The organism is Bacillus sp. FSL L8-0199 (genome assembly GCF_038005705.1).
Lineage (GTDB): Bacteria > Bacillota > Bacilli > Bacillales > Bacillaceae_G > Bacillus_A > Bacillus_A cereus.
This window is the reverse complement of record NZ_JBBOTS010000001.1, coordinates 3,956,990-3,975,044: the sequence shown is the minus strand read 5'-3', so window position 1 is coordinate 3,975,044 and position 18,055 is coordinate 3,956,990. Positions and strand designations below refer to the sequence as shown.

Here is an 18,055-nt window from a genome sequence, read left to right as displayed (position 1 = left end):
GATTTTACGAACGAAATCTGTCCTTTCTTTGCATAATCATTGTTACAATGAATACTACAAAGACAAGTTCTTTTAAAAGGAAGGTGAAAAAATGAGGAAATATGGAATATGGCTTGTTCTATTTGTATGTGTTGCCTTTCTAGTTGGTTATAGTGTTACGACTGTTTTAGGAAAAGAAGAAGTGGAAGTCGATCGGAAAGAAGTATTTACAACGATACAAAAAGGCTATGAAACACAGTTTTCAATTCGTGGGAAGCATTTGCCGATGAATAAGATGATAGAGACGTTATCACCGTATTTTACAGATAATTTCCTTCAAGTATTTACAGATGAAAATAGCAGAAGTGATAAACAAAGTGGTGAATATTTACTTCCGGCAAAAGAAGCACCGTTTTCTTTTAATTCAGAAACGAAAATGTCGTATGATGAAGAACATAAAAATTTATATGTATATGAGCGGACAAAAAGTGGACAGTATCAAATTGTAACATTGAAAAGGGATCAAGATAAATGGAAATTAGCAGGATATCATGAAAGTCAGGAACTTTTAACTGAAATAAAAAGGTTGCAACAATTATAAAGTGAAATTTTTAATCAGTGAGAGGGATTACTCTTCCATCTAACTTCTTTGCTGTAGCTAAATTTTGGGTGGGAGTTTTACTACCTACAAATAGCGGGATAAGAATAGGAATAGGTATTTACCTATTCCTATTCTATATTGAGTAGTTGTTGTAACTTTTCAATTTGAAACCCTGCAACTACTTCGCCATCAATTACGACTGTTGGAGTTGAATAAGAATCATAGTCGTATAAAAGACGATTGCGAGCAGTAGCGTCTTTTTTTACGTCAAATTCTTCATATGCAACGTTATTATGCTTCAAAAATTCTTTCACAATAACACATGGCGGACAATCGGGTTGTGTATAAACCTCAATTTTTTTCATTGTTATTCCTCCTTTTTTCTGTTTTTTATTATATTCTTCCAGTATAAAAACCGCAATAAAGAAGGGGAAATATGTTCTTTCTGTTTTTTCCTTCGCATTTCGACAAATTTTTAGTTGAGTTTCTGGCCAATAACCTTTATCCTAGAGTGTGGAACATTTTTTCTGTTATGACGGATAGAATGAGTATAGCTGTAAAACCTATTGGTAGGAAAATTAGAGAAAGGAGAGATTTCATGTCTCTACTCCAAGGAATTTTAACTCGACTTGTTAGTCTACAAGAACAAGCTGAAAGCGGTGAAGTAGCACAACGCTATTTTGAAGTGAACGGTGAGCGCAAATGTAGCGTGAAATTTTTCGATAAAAGTGAAATGTATGAGTTAGAAGTGTATCAACAAGGTGAAAAACCTCAAGTGTATCAATTCGATAATATCGACATGGTTGCAATTGAGATTTACGATATCATTTCTTGATACATATAAAAAAGGTACTGCCATGTGGCAGTACCTTTTTTAGTTCTATTACTTTCTAGCGGAATGTATAGAAGTTTTTTATTTTTCCTACAATGGTATTAAAATGAAATTTTAATCCGTGCAAGTTTGCTTATCCATGTGGAAAATGAGTCCCGTCAACCGGGTGAATATGTGAAGCTAAACTTCTCACAATCGCTGGGTTCTGCAAATAGCGGGAGAAATATAACTAGGAGGTTATCGTATGGAACGTTTACCAGTTGTGATTTGTCCTAATTGTCAAAGTTCTGCTGAGATTATTCATGTATTAACGGCTCAATCTAATCAAAATGTAATTTATACGTGCCAAGTTTGTCACTTTGTAATTCGAAATATTGAAACGAATAAAGGATAGGAAGTTATAATTTTAGTTTTTGTCCCATACAATGAGAATACGAAAAGTCTGTCTAATTGAAAGGACGTGACTCTGTGGACGGTGCACATAAATTTTACAATGTTTCAGAGAGACATTTAAATTTTGATATGGTCTTTAACCGTATTTGTAGTTTCATTGAAAAGGATCCGCGAAATTTATATCGATTATCCATTGGGACAGACTCACAAGCGCATCAAAAGGATACGAGGTTTATTACAGCAATCCATATTCATCGTGTTGGAAAAGGTGCCTGGGGCTGTTTACACCATAGATCAGTAAAAGATAAGCCGGCAACCTTACGTGAGAAAATATATTTAGAAACGCAGTTTAGTCAAGAAATCGCATGTCTATTTACGCCTACTCATATACAAACAATATGGGAGTTATTGCATCCTTATGCTCAAGATGGGGCTGGATTCATAATGGAAATTCATTTAGACATTGGGAATGATGGTTTAACAAAAGAATTTATTTTAGATATGACAGAAAAAATTCGAGCAATGGGATTAACTGCAAAAATTAAGCCGGATGCTTATGCGGCGTTTAGCTATGCAAATCGATATACGAAATGATTTTTTTGTATGTGTACGATTGCTACATATCTTTTAATAAAAACTGAATATTACATCTATTAAATAGGTTGAATTTTTTATATAATAAGAGTAACGATGCGAGTGTAAGGAGAGGGGTATATGCAAAGGGAAGTTGTTTTAACAAAGGAAGAAGAAAGTTTATTACTAGATATTTTATTTCAGCAAAATTATGCAAGTGAAATTTTAGCTGTGGAACTTACAGATATTGAGAATGGTTTGAAACAGACAGATGTGATGCAATATAAAAAAATTACAAGGTTATTTTACAGATTAAAAAATAAAGGGTATTAAGCGCTACCGGAATGGTAGTCTTTTTTTTGTGCTGTATGCTAAAATAGCTGTGTGATTGTATTTTTATTGAAATAAATTTAGGACAAAATAATAATATGAAAACGCTGTCATAAAATGTGAATAGAGTTGTGAACATAAGCAGGAAAAAAGGAAAATGGGGGATGTAATATGATTAGTATTCCGAAAGACGAATTTCAACAAATTCTTGTGAAGGATTTAATGATTTCATCGGAAAAAGTAGCTCATGTCCAAATTGGAAATAGTTTAGAACATGCTTTACTCGTTCTTGTGAAATCTGGATATTCGGCGATACCTGTTTTAGATCCAATGTATAAACTACATGGTTTGATTAGTACTGCCATGATATTAGATGGTATGTTAGGATTAGAGCGTATTGAGTTTGAAAGACTCGATGATATGAAAGTAGAGCAGGTGATGAAGGAAGATATACCTGTTCTTAAATTAGACGATTCATTTGCAAAAGCTTTAGAAATGACAATTGATCATCCTTTTATTTGCGCTGTTAATGAAGAAGGCTATTTTGAGGGGATTTTAACACGTCGGGCTATTTTAAAATTGTTGAATAAGAAAGTAAGGCAATATAATCGATAACGTGAGAAAAGTGACTTCATAGAAACGAAGAAGTCACTTTTTTTCGTGCATATCACTTGTGTATGTATTATATTTAAAAAGACATAAAACATAAGGAAAGTTTGCGCTGGACAATTGTATTTTCTGAATGAAAGTATTCGGCTAAATTAAGAATGAAAAGCTTATTAAAATAAGGTGTATGGAAGCTAAGGAAAGAGGGAGAAAGTTGCAAATTGATGATTTTCAAATGATGGTTGTGTTAGCTCAGGAATCAAATATGAGAAAAGCGGCGGAACGTTTATTTGTTTCCCAACCTGCGCTGAGTCAACGATTACAATCTATGGAGAAACAATGGGGAATGAAGTTTTTTATTCGCTCACAAAAAGGATTGACAATTACACCTGAAGGGGAAAAAGTAGCAAATTATGCTAAAGAAATGTTGCAAAGGGAAGAAGATATAAAAAGTGAGCTAGCTGTTTTTAGAACGGAAACTCATGGAACGTTAAAAATAGCTGTTGCGTCAGTTATTGGTCAATATTGGCTCCCTCCTGTTTTGAAAAAGTTTGTGCATAAATATCCTTCTGTAAAGATATCGCTGTTTACTGGATGGAGTAGTGAAGTGCAAAAGCAGTTTTATGAAGGAGACGTTCATGTTGCTATACTGAGGGGCACACAAGAATATAAAGGTCAGAAACAACAATTATTTGAAGATGAACTGTATTTAGTTGATAAAGAAATAAAAGATATTTCGATGTTAAAAGAAACAAATAGGCCGTTCATTCAATTTAAAAGTGACTCTACTTATTATGGACAAATACAAAATTGGTGGTATGGTTTATTTTCTAATCCGCCTAAGCGAACAATTGTAGTTGACCAAATTGAAACATGTAAACAACTTGTTTTAAATGGTATAGGTTATGCCCTTTTACCTTCTACTGTTTTAAAGGAAGTACAGGAAAATATGTATAAAACACCTGTTCAACTGACGAGAGAAACATGGTTGTTAACAAGTGACTCGGCAAGGCAGTTGAAGCAAGTGCAAGCATTTTTAGAAATTATAGAAGAAATTCAAAGGGAAAAATAAGATTATTATCTTGCTACTCGCTCTTTCGTTTGGTAGAGTAACATTATAAATGGATTTAGGAGGCAACAAGAATGAAAATGATGGATGCTAACGAAATTATTTCGTTTATTCAAAAAAGTGAAAAGAAAACTCCTGTAAAGGTATACATAAAAGGGGATTTAAAAGAAGTAACATTCCCTGAAACAGTACAAGCATTTGTGAATAAAAAATCAGGTGTATTATTCGGAGAATGGTCTGAAATTAAGACAATTCTTGATGAGAATAATAAGCACATCGTTGATTACGTTGTAGAAAACGATCGTCGTAATTCTGCAATCCCAATGCTTGATTTAAAAGGTATTAAAGCTCGCATCGAGCCAGGTGCTATTATTCGTGACCATGTTGAAATTGGTGACAACGCTGTAATTATGATGAATGCAACAATTAACATTGGTGCTGTAATTGGTGAAGGTTCTATGATCGACATGAATGCAGTACTTGGTGGACGTGCAACAGTCGGTAAAAACTGTCACGTAGGTGCAGGTGCTGTACTTGCAGGTGTTATTGAGCCACCTTCTGCAAAACCAGTTATCGTTGAAGATGATGTAGTAATCGGTGCAAACGTAGTTGTTTTAGAGGGTGTTACAGTAGGTAAAGGTGCAGTTGTAGCAGCGGGAGCTGTTGTAACAGAAGATGTGCCTCCATACACAGTTGTTGCAGGTACTCCAGCACGTGTAATTAAAGAAATTGATGAGAAGACAAAAGCAAAAACAGAAATTAAACAAGAGCTTCGTCAATTAAACCCAGAGAAATAAAAAGTAAAAAAAGCGTAAGAGCGTAAAAGGGCTCTTACGCTTTTTATAGATAGAGGTGCAAAAATGACAGTAAGCAAATTTGTCCAAATTCGTAGAGATCTACATAGAATTCCAGAAATCGGATTTAAGGAATGGAAAACACAACAGTATATTTTAGATTATATAGGAACACTTTCTCATGAATTTGTGGAAGTGAAGACATGGAAAACGGGTGTAATCGTTAAAGTAAATGGAAAAAATCCCGAAAAAATAATAGGTTATCGTGCAGATATAGACGGTTTACCAATTACAGAGGAAACTGGATACGAGTTTGCTTCTATTCATGAGGGGATGATGCATGCATGTGGCCATGATGTACATACAACAATCGGTTTAGGCCTTCTAACGAAAGTTGTGAGCGAAAGAATAGATGATGACCTTGTATTTCTATTCCAGCCAGCAGAAGAAGGACCAGGCGGTGCTCTTCCTATGTTAGAAAGTGAAGAGTTAAAAGAATGGAAACCAAATATAATTCTTGGTCTTCATATTGCACCAGAATACGCTGTAGGTACAATTGCAACGAAAGAAGGACTGTTATTTGCCAATACTTCAGAATTATATATTGATTTAAAAGGGAAAGGTGGCCATGCTGCCTATCCGCATACTGCAAATGACATGATTGTTGCAGCGAGTCACCTTGTTACACAGCTTCAATCCGTTATTAGTCGCAATGTAAATCCTCTTGATAGTGCAGTAATTACAATCGGGAAAATTACAGGTGGTACGGTTCAAAATATTATTGCAGAAAAATCTCGTTTAGAAGGAACGATTCGAACATTATCAGTGGAATCAATGAAGCGTGTGAAAAGCAGAATTGAGGCAATTGTTGCAGGTATCGAAGCTTCTTTCCAGTGTGAGTCGATTATAGATTACGGAGCAATGTATCATCAAGTATATAACCATGAAGAGTTAACGAGAGAGTTTATGCAATTTGTACATAAACAAACTGATATGAATGTTATTACATGTACTGAGGCAATGACAGGTGAAGATTTTGGTTATATGCTTCGAGAAATCCCTGGATTTATGTTTTGGCTTGGAGTAAATTCAGAATATGGTTTACATCATGCAAAATTAAAACCAGACGAAGAAGTGATTGAAAAGGCAATTACATTTTTAAGCCAATATGTAAAGTGGAAAGGGAATAGAAAATAAAACTTCCGCTTTCTTGAAGGTTCCAAAAAACTTTTTGTTCTGAGGTGTAAGTAACGCTCGTATAGATTGATTTTAGACATTTACATACAAAAATGGAAGAATTAAAGTTAATTGTACTGTTTTAATAATGAGCAGGGGGTTTAGCCACTGCTCATTATTAATTATTTGACTAACTTATATATATTTACTTTTAGTATGAAAAGTGTGTAAAATCAATGTGAAACATAGAAAAAAGGGTGGGGAATTACGTGCAAATTAGCAGTGCGATTTTATGTTTCGTCTTATATGCGTATGTTATTATTGCGGCGGTTTATTTTGGGATAAGTTTTTATGCCTATCGTCTAGTAGATAATAATGAATATGACGAAACATACAAATGGGTGAAGAGATATTTATCACCTGTACTAGAAATTATGAATGGGTTTGTGCTCTTTTTATTTATTGGATTAATTGCTTTCTCAACGAGTTTAGTAGGGAATAAAACTACGTTATTTGTATTGGGTATCATTATTTTTATGTTGTTAGGAATAAGGATTGGTAATACGGTCTTTTGGAATGAAAGAAAAGTAGATGGTTGGACGGGAATGTTAATTCCGTGCATGTTAGCTGCAATCGTGACAAATATAGAGCATGAATATTATCAATTACATTTTTGGCTTATTATCGTTTTAACAATTCTTTCTGTTTTGTATATAAGCACAGTAGTACTAACATATATTGCACATGAAAAAGGAGATGTTAAAGGTACTCGTTTCTTTAGAGGACGGGCATTATTTTGGAGTGTGCCGACGATGGCAGTTATCGCGCTTATTGCGATATTAGTAAATGGATATCAATTTTCTAATTGGCAACTATTTTTAGAAAATTGGTGGATCTTTATCTTTTCGTTTATTGCTTTTTTAGGTGCAACGCATTATTTATTCCATCAACATCATTACATATGGGCGTTGTTATTTGCATTCACACAGCTTCTATTTGCCTTTTTTGGTCAAGAAACATTATTATTCGTTTTTGAAACATTTAGTTCTTTTGGAAATATATTTGTATTTGCTATGCTACTTGTTGGTATCGCTTTTTACTTGCAACAATATTTTTATATACAAAAACAAAAATAAGAGCTAATTACAGTTTTTGTGACGCATATAAAGTGTGTTACACTGAAAATAAATAGTACTTGAAGTTATTGGAGGAATTCTTGTGGGTGAGAAAGAAAAAGAATTTGCTGTCATTGGACTTGGTCGCTTTGGTGGAAGTATTTGCCGAGAACTAGCTCAATTAGGTATGGAAGTAATGGCAATCGATTCAGATGAGGATAAAATTAATGAATTTGCAAATATAGCTTCGCATGCTGTAATTGCAGATTCAACAGATGAGATGGTATTAAAAAGCCTTGGTATTCGAAATTTTGATCACGTAGTCGTTGCTATTGGAGATAATTTAAATTCAAGTATTTTAACGACTTTGATTTTGAAAGAGTTGGGTGTAAAAAATATTACTGTAAAAGCTCAAAATGATTATCATGAAAAAGTGTTAAGTAAAATAGGTGCAGATCATATTGTGCATCCAGAACGTGATATGGGAAAAAGGATTGCTAATAATATTGCATCAAGCAATGTGCTAGACTACCTTGAGCTTTCAGATGAGCATAGTATTGTAGAGATTATTGCGAATAAAAAAATTGATGGGCACTCTTTAATTGAATTAGATATTCGTGCGAAGTTTGGATTGAATATTGTAGCAATTAAACGAGGCAAAGAAGTTATCGTATCCCCTCGAGCTACGGAGAATATTCAAGCAGGAGATATATTAATTGTCATTGGTCATGACGATGAAGTGGATCGATTTAAACACTTTTTAAGATAAGAGAAAAGGACAATGCCTTCATGGCATTGTCCTTTTTCTTATATTTCCATAATGATTGGTAAAATCATTGGACGACGTTTCGTTTTTTCATATAGGAATGGGGCTAATGTGTCTGTAATTTCATTTTTAATTTCAGACCATTGTGTTGTTTTACGCTCCATTACTTTTTCTAAATGAGTTGTAATTAATGTTTGTGCATCATTGATTAAATCGCTGCTTTCACGCATGTAAACGAAACCGCGTGAGATGATATCAGGTCCTGCTGCAACTTTAAATTCTTTCATATCAATGCTTACAACTACAATTACAAGTCCTTCTTCAGAAAGGATACGACGATCGCGTAATACGATATTGCCAATATCTCCAATACCGTTTCCATCAATGTAGACCGAACCAGATGGGATTTTTCCAGCTATGCTAGCTTCATCCGAACGTAAAGCAAGAACATCGCCATTATCCATAATGAAGCAATTTTCTTCAGGGATGCCACAATCATTTGCTATGTTCATGTGCATACGCTGCATACGATATTCACCATGAATTGGCATGAAGTACTTCGGTTTAATTAGACGTAACATTAACTTTTGTTCTTCTTGTCCACCGTGTCCACTTGTATGGATATTTGAAAGTTTCCCGTGAATTACATCAGCGCCAGCGCGGTACAACATGTTAATTGTACGACTTACGCTAATTGTATTTCCTGGAATTGGTGAAGAAGAGAAAACAACTGTATCTCCAGGAATAATTTGAATTTGGCGGTGTGTACCGTTTGCAATACGTGAAAGTGCTGCCATCGGTTCACCTTGACTACCTGTACATAAAATAACAACTTTATTAGCTGGTAATCGGTTTAGTTGAGATGCATCTATGAACGTATCTTTCGGGCAACGAATATAACCAAGGTTTTGTCCGATTTCAATCGCTGCTTCCATACTTCGACCAAACACAGCTACTTTACGGTTGTTTTCAACAGCAGCTTCAACAACTTGTTGTAAGCGGTGGATATTTGATGCAAAGGTTGCGAATATAATCCGTCCTTCTACTTTACGGAAAATGTCTTGAATGCTATCACCAACGCGACGCTCAGACATAGTAAAGTTTGGAACTTCACTGTTCGTACTATCAGATAATAGACATAGTACGCCATCTTTACCGATTTCAGCCATTTTTGTTAAATCAGCTGGTTCACCAACTGGTGTGAAGTCAAATTTGAAGTCACCTGTATGAACAACTTGACCTTGAGGTGTTTTCACAACAACGCCGTACGAATCTGGAATACTGTGAGTTGTACGGAAGAAGGATACAGACGTTTTTTTGAATTTAATAACGTCATCTTCTTGAATCTCGTAAAGTTTTGCTTTACGAAGTAAGCCGTGTTCTTCTAATTTGTTTTTGATGAGTGCAATTGCTAATTTTCCGCCGTAAATCGGAATGTTCACTTGACGTAATAGGTAAGGGATTCCGCCGATATGATCTTCGTGACCATGTGTAATGAATAACCCTTTAATTTTATCTTCGTTTCGCACAAAATAAGTGTAGTCTGGTATTACATAATCGATTCCGAGAAGTTCGTCCTCTGGAAACTTAATTCCAGCATCAATTATAATAATTTCATCTTGAAATTGAACAGCGTATGTATTTTTACCGATTTCACCAAGCCCACCGAGAGCAAATACAGCAACTTGGTCGTTTTTTAGAAATTTCATATCGCTATACGATTTCCGCTAATGTTAAATCAGCGTTTTCTTTTTCATATTCAAGATGAGCGCCAGTAACAGACTGAACAAACTCGATATTATATGCGAACTTATTTAATTTTGTACGAACATCCTTTTCAGACGTAGCCTCTAAATATAAAACTTTTGTATTTTCACGTACTGGAACCTCAGTTAATTTTTCTTGATAAAATACTTTAAAAATCATTTGGAAAACCTCTCCTTGTCTATGTTTTGCATTATCTGTTACTTATTATAAAGCAAACAGTCACGATTTTCATGTTTTTTCGAATGAGAATGAAGAAAAAGCCCGAAATGGGCACAATTTAAGCGATTGTCTTTTTACGGACTAGACCGTTTAAATAACGCTTGAGCTTTTTCTTCAGCTTCTTCAGCATGATTACTCCTTCCTTTCCTTATTTTAAACATGCCTATTACTAGTGAAAACTCTATCTCTGATATAAGAGATAGGACAAAAGTGAAGGGTGAATCTTGTCCTTTCCCATACAGTGAAAGTTATTCTATAGTAACGATTAGTAGCCGTTAGTTATAGGTATAGTATGAGGAAGAATGGAAAAGAAAATTCATCCGAACAAGTATCCACATGTTTTACTAATATATATATGCAAAGTTTATAAATAAGGTCAGAAAGGGAACGCTTTCTTCACAGATGTTTAATATGTTATACTTTTTTTTAGAATTTGAAAAGTGATATTCAAAATAGGAATATAGAGTGCCAGAAAGGATTTTGACAAATGAATGATAAAATTGTCTTTTTTGATATTGATGGAACATTATTAGATCATGATAAAAAAATTCCGCAATCTACACGAGATGCAGTAAAACAGTTACAAGAAAAAGGTGTACATGTAGCAATTGCGACAGGCCGCGCGCCATTTATGTTCGAAGATATTCGTAAGGAACTTGATATACATAATTATGTTAGTTTTAATGGGCAATATGTTGTCTTTGAAGATGAGGTAATATTTAATAATCCGTTAAATCCAGATGCTTTACATAGGTTTACTCAGTTTGCAAAACAAGAAGGATATCCACTTGTATATCTTGACCATCAAGATATGAGAGCATCAGTGGAATATCATGATTATGTGAAAGAAGGCTTTGGAAGCTTAAACTTTGAGCATCCAACATATGAGCCTAATTTTTATGAGGAACGTAATATTTATCAAACACTACTTTTTTGTGAAGTAAATGAAGAGGAAAAGTTTATTAATCATTATCCAGATTTTCATTTTATTCGTTGGCATGCATATTCAATGGATATCATTCCGAATGGTGGTTCTAAGGCAAAAGGAATTGAGAAATACATTGAAAAGTTAGGTTTTAATCGTGACCAAGTGTATGCATTTGGAGATGGCTTAAATGATTTAGAAATGATCGAAGCCGTTGGCACAGGTATTGTGATGGGAAATGGCCATGAAGACTTGAAAAAACTTGCAAATCATGTGACAAAGGATGTTAATGAAGACGGTATATATCATGGACTAAAGTGGGCTGGATTGTTATAAGTGAATATGGAACCCATTTCATAATAAAGAGGCGGAAGATTAACTTCCGCCTCTTTATTATTATCGCTCTAGAGGTTTGGAATCATCAGGAGCGGCAAAAGGATTTTCTTTATTGATATGGTCATAGAACATAACGCCATTTAAATGGTCAATCTCGTGCTGGAATACGATTGCTGGTAAACCTTTTAAACGTAATTTTACTTCTTCTCCGTTAATAGAAGTTGCTTTTACTGTAATTCTTGTATAACGAGGAACATAACCAGGTACTTCGCGGTCTACAGATAGACAGCCTTCACCACCCTGTAAATATGTACGTTCAACAGAATGGCTAATGATTTTTGGATTGAATAATGCATGGCTATATAATGTACCATCCGCATCGGTTACATGAACTGCAATCATTTTTTTTGAAACACCGATTTGCGGAGCCGCTAATCCGATTCCAGGGCGTAAACTATATTTTTCAGCCATTTCAGGATCTTGGCTATTTATTACGAATTCAATCATTTCTTTTAAGGTAGTTGTATCTTCTTCGCTTGCCGGTAATGACACCTCTTCTGCAACGTTGCGCAAAATAGGATCTCCTTCGCGAATAACATCTTTCATTGTAAGCATATGTAATCTCTCCTTTCCTCTTTAGTCTACCAAAGGAGATGGAAAAAGTCATCGGCAAGAAAGGGAAGGCATTTTGGAAATCGTTCTATTATAGAGTAGGTTATGTATGTGATAAACAGAAAAAGACGGCAAAGCCGTCTTTTTCTTTCCATAGTTGTTTCGTTTTACATTAGCGAATGCAAGCAGCACCAACGATAATTAAAAGAATAAACAACACAACGATTAAGGCGAAGCCGCGTCCAGACCCGCCACAAGAACCGCCATAACCGTAGGAAGGATATGAACAAGTTGGATAGCAATATGAGTATCCGTACATGAGATGACCTCCTTTATTATTTCCCGCTAATACTGCGGTTACTATAATGTATGGAAGAGAGGGGAGAAATGTATAGGTATTTACCTAAAAAAGGAAGAGTAGTTTGTATATTTTTGTTACGAAGAGAGAAAAACTAAAGAGAATTAAATCGTTTACATATTATTCTAAGAGAAAAAATAAGTGAAAAAGGGAATAATATAACAGTAGGTCAATGCTTACTAATACAGATGTAAAAAATAAAAACACGTTTGTGTAGTAGAAACCTGCATATTATTTATAAAAAAACGTATTCAAAGTAATTGACATCGTAATTAGAATAGTTGTAAACTAAAAAACGTGATCAAGATTGTATTAATATGTTTCTGAAAAAACATTAGTACAGATTGTTAGGTACACAAAATTATTCTCAACCGACATACAAACATGTTGGTTTACATCGTTGCGCTTTTTAAACTGGAAAATAGCCAGTGAAAGCGTTTCAGAATATGGTTCAAGAGAGGAAGAGGTGAACGGAATGGGTACTAAAACAAAAAAGACCCTATTTAATGTTGATGAGCAAATGAAAGCTATCGCAGCTCAATTTGAAACATTACAAATTTTAAATGAAAACGGTGAAGTTGTGAATGAAGCAGCTATGCCTGAATTATCTGATGACCAATTAAAAGAATTAATGCGTCGTATGGTGTATACTCGCGTATTAGATCAACGTTCTATTTCTTTAAACCGTCAAGGACGTTTAGGTTTCTACGCACCTACAGCTGGACAAGAAGCTTCTCAATTAGCAAGTCATTTCGCACTTGAAGCAGAAGACTTCATCTTACCAGGATACCGTGATGTACCACAATTAGTATGGCACGGATTACCATTATACCAAGCATTCTTATTCTCTCGTGGACACTTCATGGGTAACCAAATGCCTGAGAATGTAAATGCATTAGCTCCACAGATCATTATCGGTGCGCAAATCATCCAAACTGCTGGTGTTGCGTTAGGTATGAAACTACGTGGTAAAAAATCTGTTGCAATTACTTACACTGGTGACGGTGGTGCTTCACAAGGTGACTTCTACGAAGGTATGAACTTTGCAGGTGCATTCAAAGCTCCAGCAATCTTCGTTGTTCAAAACAACCGTTATGCAATCTCTACTCCAGTAGAAAAGCAATCTGCAGCTAAAACTGTAGCACAAAAAGCAGTAGCAGCAGGTATTTACGGAATTCAAGTAGACGGTATGGATCCATTAGCTGTATACGCAGCAACTGCTTTCGCTCGTGAGCGCGCAGTAAATGGCGAAGGCCCTACTTTAATCGAGACTTTAACATTCCGTTACGGTCCACATACAATGGCTGGTGATGACCCAACTCGTTACCGTACAAAAGATATCGAAAACGAATGGGAACAAAAAGACCCAATCGTACGCTTCCGTAAGTTCTTAGAAGCTAAAGGACTATGGTCTCAAGAAGTTGAAGAGACAGTAATCGAAGAAGCAAAAGAAGATATCAAACAAGCAATTGCTAAGGCTGACCAAGCTCCAAAACAAAAAGTAACTGATTTAATGGAAATCATGTACGAAAAAATGCCTTACAACTTAGCTGAACAATATGAAATCTACAAAGAAAAGGAGTCGAAGTAAGCCATGGCTCAAATGACAATGATTCAAGCAATCACTGATGCTTTACGCGTTGAAATGAAAAATGACCCTAACGTACTTGTATTTGGTGAAGACGTTGGTGTAAACGGCGGTGTATTCCGTGCTACTGAAGGTTTACAAGCTGAATTTGGTGAAGATCGTGTAATGGATACTCCACTTGCAGAGTCTGGTATTGGTGGACTTGCAGTTGGTCTTGCACTTGAAGGATTCCGTCCAGTTCCAGAAATCCAATTCTTCGGTTTCGTTTATGAAGTAATGGATTCAATTTCTGGTCAATTAGCTCGTATGCGTTACCGTTCTGGTGGACGTTGGACTGCTCCAGTAACAGTTCGTTCTCCATTCGGTGGTGGTGTTCATACTCCTGAACTACATGCTGATAGCTTAGAAGGATTAGTGGCTCAACAACCTGGTCTAAAAGTTGTTATTCCATCTACTCCATACGATGCTAAAGGTCTTTTAATCTCTGCGATTCGTGACAACGATCCAGTTATCTACTTAGAGCATATGAAATTGTACCGTTCATTCCGTCAAGAGGTACCAGAAGGTGATTACACAATTGATTTAGGTAAAGCTGATATCAAACGTGAAGGTACAGATGTATCAGTTATCGCTTACGGTGCTATGGTTCACGCTGCATTAAAAGCTGCTGAAGAACTTGAAAAAGAAGGTATCTCTTTAGAGGTTGTTGACTTACGTACAGTTCAACCATTAGATATCGAAACAATCATCGCTTCTGTTGAAAAAACAGGTCGCGTAGTTGTAGTTCAAGAAGCTCAAAAACAAGCTGGTATTGCAGCTAACGTTGTAGCGGAAATTAACGACCGTGCAATCTTAAACTTAGAAGCTCCAGTTGTACGTGTTGCAGCTGCTGATACAGTATTCCCATTCTCTCAAGCAGAGAGCGTATGGTTACCAAACCACAAAGATATTGTTGAAGCTGTAAACAAAGTAATGAACTTCTAATTTTTAGCTTTTCATGTGCAAAAGAAATCAGCACATGCTGGTTTCTTTTGTACATATTCCATAATAATGAAATGAATCAGGGGGCTGAATTCCGTGGCATTTGAATTTAAACTACCAGATATCGGTGAAGGTATCCACGAAGGTGAAATCGTAAAATGGTTTATTAAACCAGGCGATGAAGTAAACGAAGACGATGTACTTCTTGAAGTACAAAATGATAAAGCAGTAGTAGAAATCCCTTCTCCTGTTAAAGGTAAAGTACTTGAAGTACTTGTAGAAGAAGGAACAGTTGCAATCGTAGGAGATACATTAATTAAATTTGATGCTCCTGGATACGAAAACCTTAAATTTAAAGGTGACGATCATGATGAAGCTCCAAAAGCTGAAGAAGCAGCAGTAGAAGCTCCAGCAGCGGAAGCTACTCCAGCAGCAACTGCAGAAGTAGTAAATGAGCGCGTAATCGCTATGCCATCTGTTCGTAAATACGCTCGTGAAAAGGGTGTAGACATTCATAAAGTAGCTGGTACTGGTAAGAATGGCCGTATCGTAAAAGCTGACATCGATGCATTTGCAAATGGTGGACAAACTGTAGCAGCAACTGAGGCTCCAGCAGCAGTAGAAGCTACTCCAGCAGCAGCGAAAGAAGAAGCACCAAAAGCACAACCAATCCCAGCTGGTGAATATCCAGAAACTCGTGAGAAAATGAGTGGTATCCGTAAAGCGATTGCGAAAGCAATGGTTAACTCTAAACACACAGCTCCTCACGTAACATTAATGGACGAAGTAGATGTAACAGAACTTGTTGCTCACCGTAAGAAGTTCAAAGCAGTAGCAGCTGACAAAGGTATTAAATTAACTTACCTTCCGTACGTTGTTAAAGCTTTAACATCTGCATTACGTGAATACCCAATGTTAAACACTTCTTTAGACGATGCATCTCAAGAAGTAGTTCATAAACATTACTTCAACATCGGTATCGCAGCTGATACAGACAAAGGTCTATTAGTACCAGTTGTTAAAGATACAGATCGTAAGTCTATCTTCACAATCTCTAACGAGATCAATGATCTTGCTGGTAAAGCACGTGAAGGTCGTCTAGCTCCAGCCGAAATGAAAGGTGCTTCTTGCACAATTACAAACATTGGTTCTGCAGGTGGACAATGGTTCACTCCAGTTATCAACCACCCAGAAGTAGCAATCCTTGGTATCGGCCGTATCGCTGAAAAACCAGTTGTGAAAAACGGTGAGATCGTTGCAGCTCCAGTATTAGCATTATCTCTAAGCTTTGACCATCGTTTAATTGACGGTGCAACTGCTCAAAAAGCGTTAAACCAAATTAAACGTCTATTGAATGACCCACAATTATTAGTAATGGAGGCGTAATAACAATGGTAGTAGGAGATTTCCCAATTGAATTAGATACAGTCGTTGTTGGTGCAGGTCCTGGTGGATACGTTGCGGCAATTCGTGCAGCACAATTAGGTCAAAAGGTAGCAATCATTGAAAAAGCTAACCTTGGTGGCGTATGCTTAAACGTTGGATGTATTCCTTCAAAAGCGTTAATCAATGCAGGTCATCGTTATGAGAATGCAATGCATTCTGATGACATGGGTATTACTGCAGAAAACGTAAAAGTTGACTTTACAAAAGTTCAAGAATGGAAAAACGGCGTAGTTAAGAAATTAACTGGCGGTGTTGAAGGCCTTCTTAAAGGTAACAAAGTTGAAATCATTCGCGGTGAAGCTTACTTCGTAGATGCTAATACATTACGCGTTATGACTGAAGATGCAGCTCAAACTTATACGTTTAAAAATGCTGTTCTTGCAACTGGTTCTACACCAATCGAAATTCCAGGATTCAAATACTCTAAACGTGTTATCAACTCTACAGGTGCTTTAAGCTTACCTGAAATTCCTAAAAAACTTGTTGTAATCGGCGGCGGTTACATCGGTATGGAATTAGGTACTGCATATGCTAACTTCGGTACAGAAGTTACTGTAGTAGAAGCTGGCGACGAAATCTTAGCTGGTTTCGAAAAAGCTATGAGCTCTGTTGTTAAACGTGCTCTACAGAAAAAAGGTAACGTAAATATCCATACAAAAGCTATGGCTAAAGGCGTTGAAGAAACAGAAACTGGCGTAAAAGTTAGCTTTGAAGTTAAAGGTGAAATCCAAACTGTAGAAGCAGATTACGTATTAGTAACTGTAGGTCGTCGTCCAAACACTCAAGAGATCGGTCTTGAGCAAGTTGGAGTTAAAATGACTGACCGCGGCATCATCGAAATCGATGAGCAATGTCGTACAAATGTACCAAACATCTATGCAATCGGTGATATCGTTCCTGGACCACCATTAGCTCACAAAGCTTCTTACGAAGGTAAAGTAGCTGTAGAAGCAATTAGTGGCCATGCATCAGCTATCGATTACATCGGAATTCCTGCAGTATGCTTCACTGATCCAGAACTAGCATCTGTTGGTTACACTAAAAAACAAGCTGAAGAAGCTGGAATGACTGTAACTGTATCTAAGTTCCCATTCGCTGCTAACGGTCGTGCATTATCATTAAACAGCACTGACGGTTTCCTACAACTTGTAACACGTAAAGAAGATGGTCTTCTTGTAGGTGCTCAAGTTGCAGGTGCAGGTGCTTCTGATATTATTTCTGAGATTGGTTTAGCTATCGAAGCTGGAATGACAGCTGAAGATATCGCTCAAACAATCCATGCTCACCCAACATTAGGTGAAATCACAATGGAAGCAGCTGAAGTTGCTCTTGGAATGCCAATTCACATTGTAAAATAATTTAAGTAATGTAAATAGCCCTTCTCTTATTGTAAGAGAGGGGCTATTTTTATTTTCATCAAATGACTTGCAAGGTCTTTAAACGTACTTGTCGAATGAATATATAATACTTTAACAAATGATTCCGGCTTAACTTACTTCAAAGGTAATATATATCATCCTATAATATGTAATTGATTCAAACTTAACCCCATATATTAATAAAATAGAGCATGTCAAAGGAGAAGGTTC

At 36.1% G+C, this 18,055-nt stretch carries 21 protein-coding genes; 16 read left to right on the top strand and 5 right to left on the bottom strand.

Going from position 1 to position 18,055, the window contains the following annotated elements:
- The first annotated feature begins 91 nt into the window (after positions 1-91).
- Positions 92-580 carry a DUF3993 domain-containing protein gene (locus NST86_RS20265; protein WP_001233804.1) on the top strand — a complete coding sequence of 163 codons (489 nt, stop codon included), beginning with the start codon at positions 92-94 and terminating at the stop codon, positions 578-580.
- Between the two features lie 128 nt (positions 581-708).
- Here the strand turns inward: NST86_RS20265 and NST86_RS20260 are convergent, their stop codons facing one another.
- Positions 709-945, bottom strand: a complete 237-nt coding sequence (locus tag NST86_RS20260; RefSeq protein ID WP_016125834.1) for a glutaredoxin family protein — start codon at positions 943-945, stop codon at positions 709-711.
- Between the two features lie 233 nt (positions 946-1,178).
- On the opposite strand from NST86_RS20260, the gene NST86_RS20255 reads away from it, so the two are divergent.
- The 10 genes from NST86_RS20255 (at position 1,179) to NST86_RS20210 (ending at position 8,237) form a co-directional block, all read left to right on the top strand.
- Complete coding sequence (locus NST86_RS20255; protein ID WP_000055151.1) at positions 1,179-1,415, top strand: YkuJ family protein; 237 nt, start codon at positions 1,179-1,181, stop codon at positions 1,413-1,415.
- A 241-nt stretch (positions 1,416-1,656) separates the two neighbouring features.
- On the top strand, positions 1,657-1,806 hold the full coding sequence (locus NST86_RS20250) for a hypothetical protein (RefSeq protein ID WP_000440540.1): 150 nt from the start codon (positions 1,657-1,659) through the stop codon (positions 1,804-1,806).
- A 74-nt stretch (positions 1,807-1,880) separates the two neighbouring features.
- The gene (locus NST86_RS20245; protein WP_000348489.1) at positions 1,881-2,399 is read left to right on the top strand and encodes a ribonuclease H-like YkuK family protein; all 519 of its coding nucleotides are present in this window, start codon (positions 1,881-1,883) and stop codon (positions 2,397-2,399) included.
- Between the two features lie 120 nt (positions 2,400-2,519).
- On the top strand, positions 2,520-2,711 hold the full coding sequence (gene abbA / locus NST86_RS20240; protein WP_001188692.1) for an antirepressor AbbA: 192 nt from the start codon (positions 2,520-2,522) through the stop codon (positions 2,709-2,711).
- A gap of 168 nt (positions 2,712-2,879) precedes the next feature.
- On the top strand, positions 2,880-3,323 hold the full coding sequence (gene cbpB / locus NST86_RS20235; RefSeq protein WP_000623580.1) for a cyclic-di-AMP-binding protein CbpB: 444 nt from the start codon (positions 2,880-2,882) through the stop codon (positions 3,321-3,323).
- A gap of 178 nt (positions 3,324-3,501) precedes the next feature.
- On the top strand, positions 3,502-4,386 hold the full coding sequence (locus NST86_RS20230; RefSeq protein ID WP_001987174.1) for a LysR family transcriptional regulator: 885 nt from the start codon (positions 3,502-3,504) through the stop codon (positions 4,384-4,386).
- A 71-nt stretch (positions 4,387-4,457) separates the two neighbouring features.
- Entirely contained in the window at positions 4,458-5,180 is a 723-nt protein-coding gene (gene dapD / locus NST86_RS20225; protein WP_000783241.1) for a 2,3,4,5-tetrahydropyridine-2,6-dicarboxylate N-acetyltransferase, read from the top strand.
- 63 nt (positions 5,181-5,243) lie between these two features.
- On the top strand, positions 5,244-6,374 hold the full coding sequence (locus NST86_RS20220) for an N-acetyldiaminopimelate deacetylase (protein WP_000218675.1): 1,131 nt from the start codon (positions 5,244-5,246) through the stop codon (positions 6,372-6,374).
- Between the two features lie 248 nt (positions 6,375-6,622).
- Positions 6,623-7,489: a cytochrome c oxidase assembly protein gene (locus NST86_RS20215; protein ID WP_001167321.1), complete on the top strand. Its 867-nt coding sequence runs from the start codon at positions 6,623-6,625 to the stop codon at positions 7,487-7,489.
- Between the two features lie 82 nt (positions 7,490-7,571).
- Positions 7,572-8,237, top strand: a complete 666-nt coding sequence (locus NST86_RS20210; protein WP_000504032.1) for a potassium channel family protein — start codon at positions 7,572-7,574, stop codon at positions 8,235-8,237.
- A gap of 38 nt (positions 8,238-8,275) precedes the next feature.
- On the opposite strand, the gene rnjA is transcribed toward NST86_RS20210, so the two are convergent.
- Together rnjA and NST86_RS20200 are read right to left on the bottom strand one after the other, a co-directional pair.
- Positions 8,276-9,943 carry a ribonuclease J1 gene (gene rnjA, locus NST86_RS20205; protein WP_227593082.1) on the bottom strand — a complete coding sequence of 556 codons (1,668 nt, stop codon included), beginning with the start codon at positions 9,941-9,943 and terminating at the stop codon, positions 8,276-8,278.
- Between the two features lie 4 nt (positions 9,944-9,947).
- A complete protein-coding gene (locus NST86_RS20200; RefSeq protein ID WP_000576435.1) occupies positions 9,948-10,160 on the bottom strand; it encodes a DNA-dependent RNA polymerase subunit epsilon in 213 nt (70 codons plus the stop codon).
- Positions 10,161-10,707: 547 nt separating this feature from the next.
- On the opposite strand from NST86_RS20200, the gene NST86_RS20195 reads away from it, so the two are divergent.
- On the top strand, positions 10,708-11,481 hold the full coding sequence (locus NST86_RS20195) for a Cof-type HAD-IIB family hydrolase (RefSeq protein ID WP_000998272.1): 774 nt from the start codon (positions 10,708-10,710) through the stop codon (positions 11,479-11,481).
- Between the two features lie 60 nt (positions 11,482-11,541).
- Here NST86_RS20195 and def read toward each other — a convergent pair whose 3' ends face one another.
- Positions 11,542-12,096, bottom strand: coding sequence for a peptide deformylase (gene def / locus NST86_RS20190; RefSeq protein ID WP_000957048.1), 555 nt, complete (start codon positions 12,094-12,096; stop codon positions 11,542-11,544).
- 169 nt (positions 12,097-12,265) lie between these two features.
- Entirely contained in the window at positions 12,266-12,412 is a 147-nt protein-coding gene (locus NST86_RS20185; RefSeq protein WP_000274562.1) for a YjcZ family sporulation protein, read from the bottom strand.
- Between the two features lie 514 nt (positions 12,413-12,926).
- Here NST86_RS20185 and pdhA point away from each other — a divergent pair.
- The 4 genes from pdhA to lpdA all read left to right on the top strand — a co-directional run bounded on the left by pdhA (position 12,927) and on the right by lpdA (position 17,824).
- On the top strand, positions 12,927-14,042 hold the full coding sequence (gene pdhA / locus NST86_RS20180; RefSeq protein WP_000536895.1) for a pyruvate dehydrogenase E1 component subunit alpha: 1,116 nt from the start codon (positions 12,927-12,929) through the stop codon (positions 14,040-14,042).
- A gap of 3 nt (positions 14,043-14,045) precedes the next feature.
- Positions 14,046-15,023 (top strand): pyruvate dehydrogenase complex E1 component subunit beta, encoded by a 978-nt coding sequence (gene pdhB / locus NST86_RS20175; RefSeq protein ID WP_000068168.1) that lies wholly within the window; start codon positions 14,046-14,048, stop codon positions 15,021-15,023.
- Positions 15,024-15,116: 93 nt separating this feature from the next.
- Positions 15,117-16,406 (top strand): pyruvate dehydrogenase complex dihydrolipoyllysine-residue acetyltransferase, encoded by a 1,290-nt coding sequence (pdhC, locus tag NST86_RS20170; RefSeq protein WP_000863419.1) that lies wholly within the window; start codon positions 15,117-15,119, stop codon positions 16,404-16,406.
- Between the two features lie 5 nt (positions 16,407-16,411).
- Positions 16,412-17,824, top strand: a complete 1,413-nt coding sequence (gene lpdA, locus NST86_RS20165; protein WP_000260104.1) for a dihydrolipoyl dehydrogenase — start codon at positions 16,412-16,414, stop codon at positions 17,822-17,824.
- Positions 17,825-18,055 lie beyond the last annotated feature (231 nt).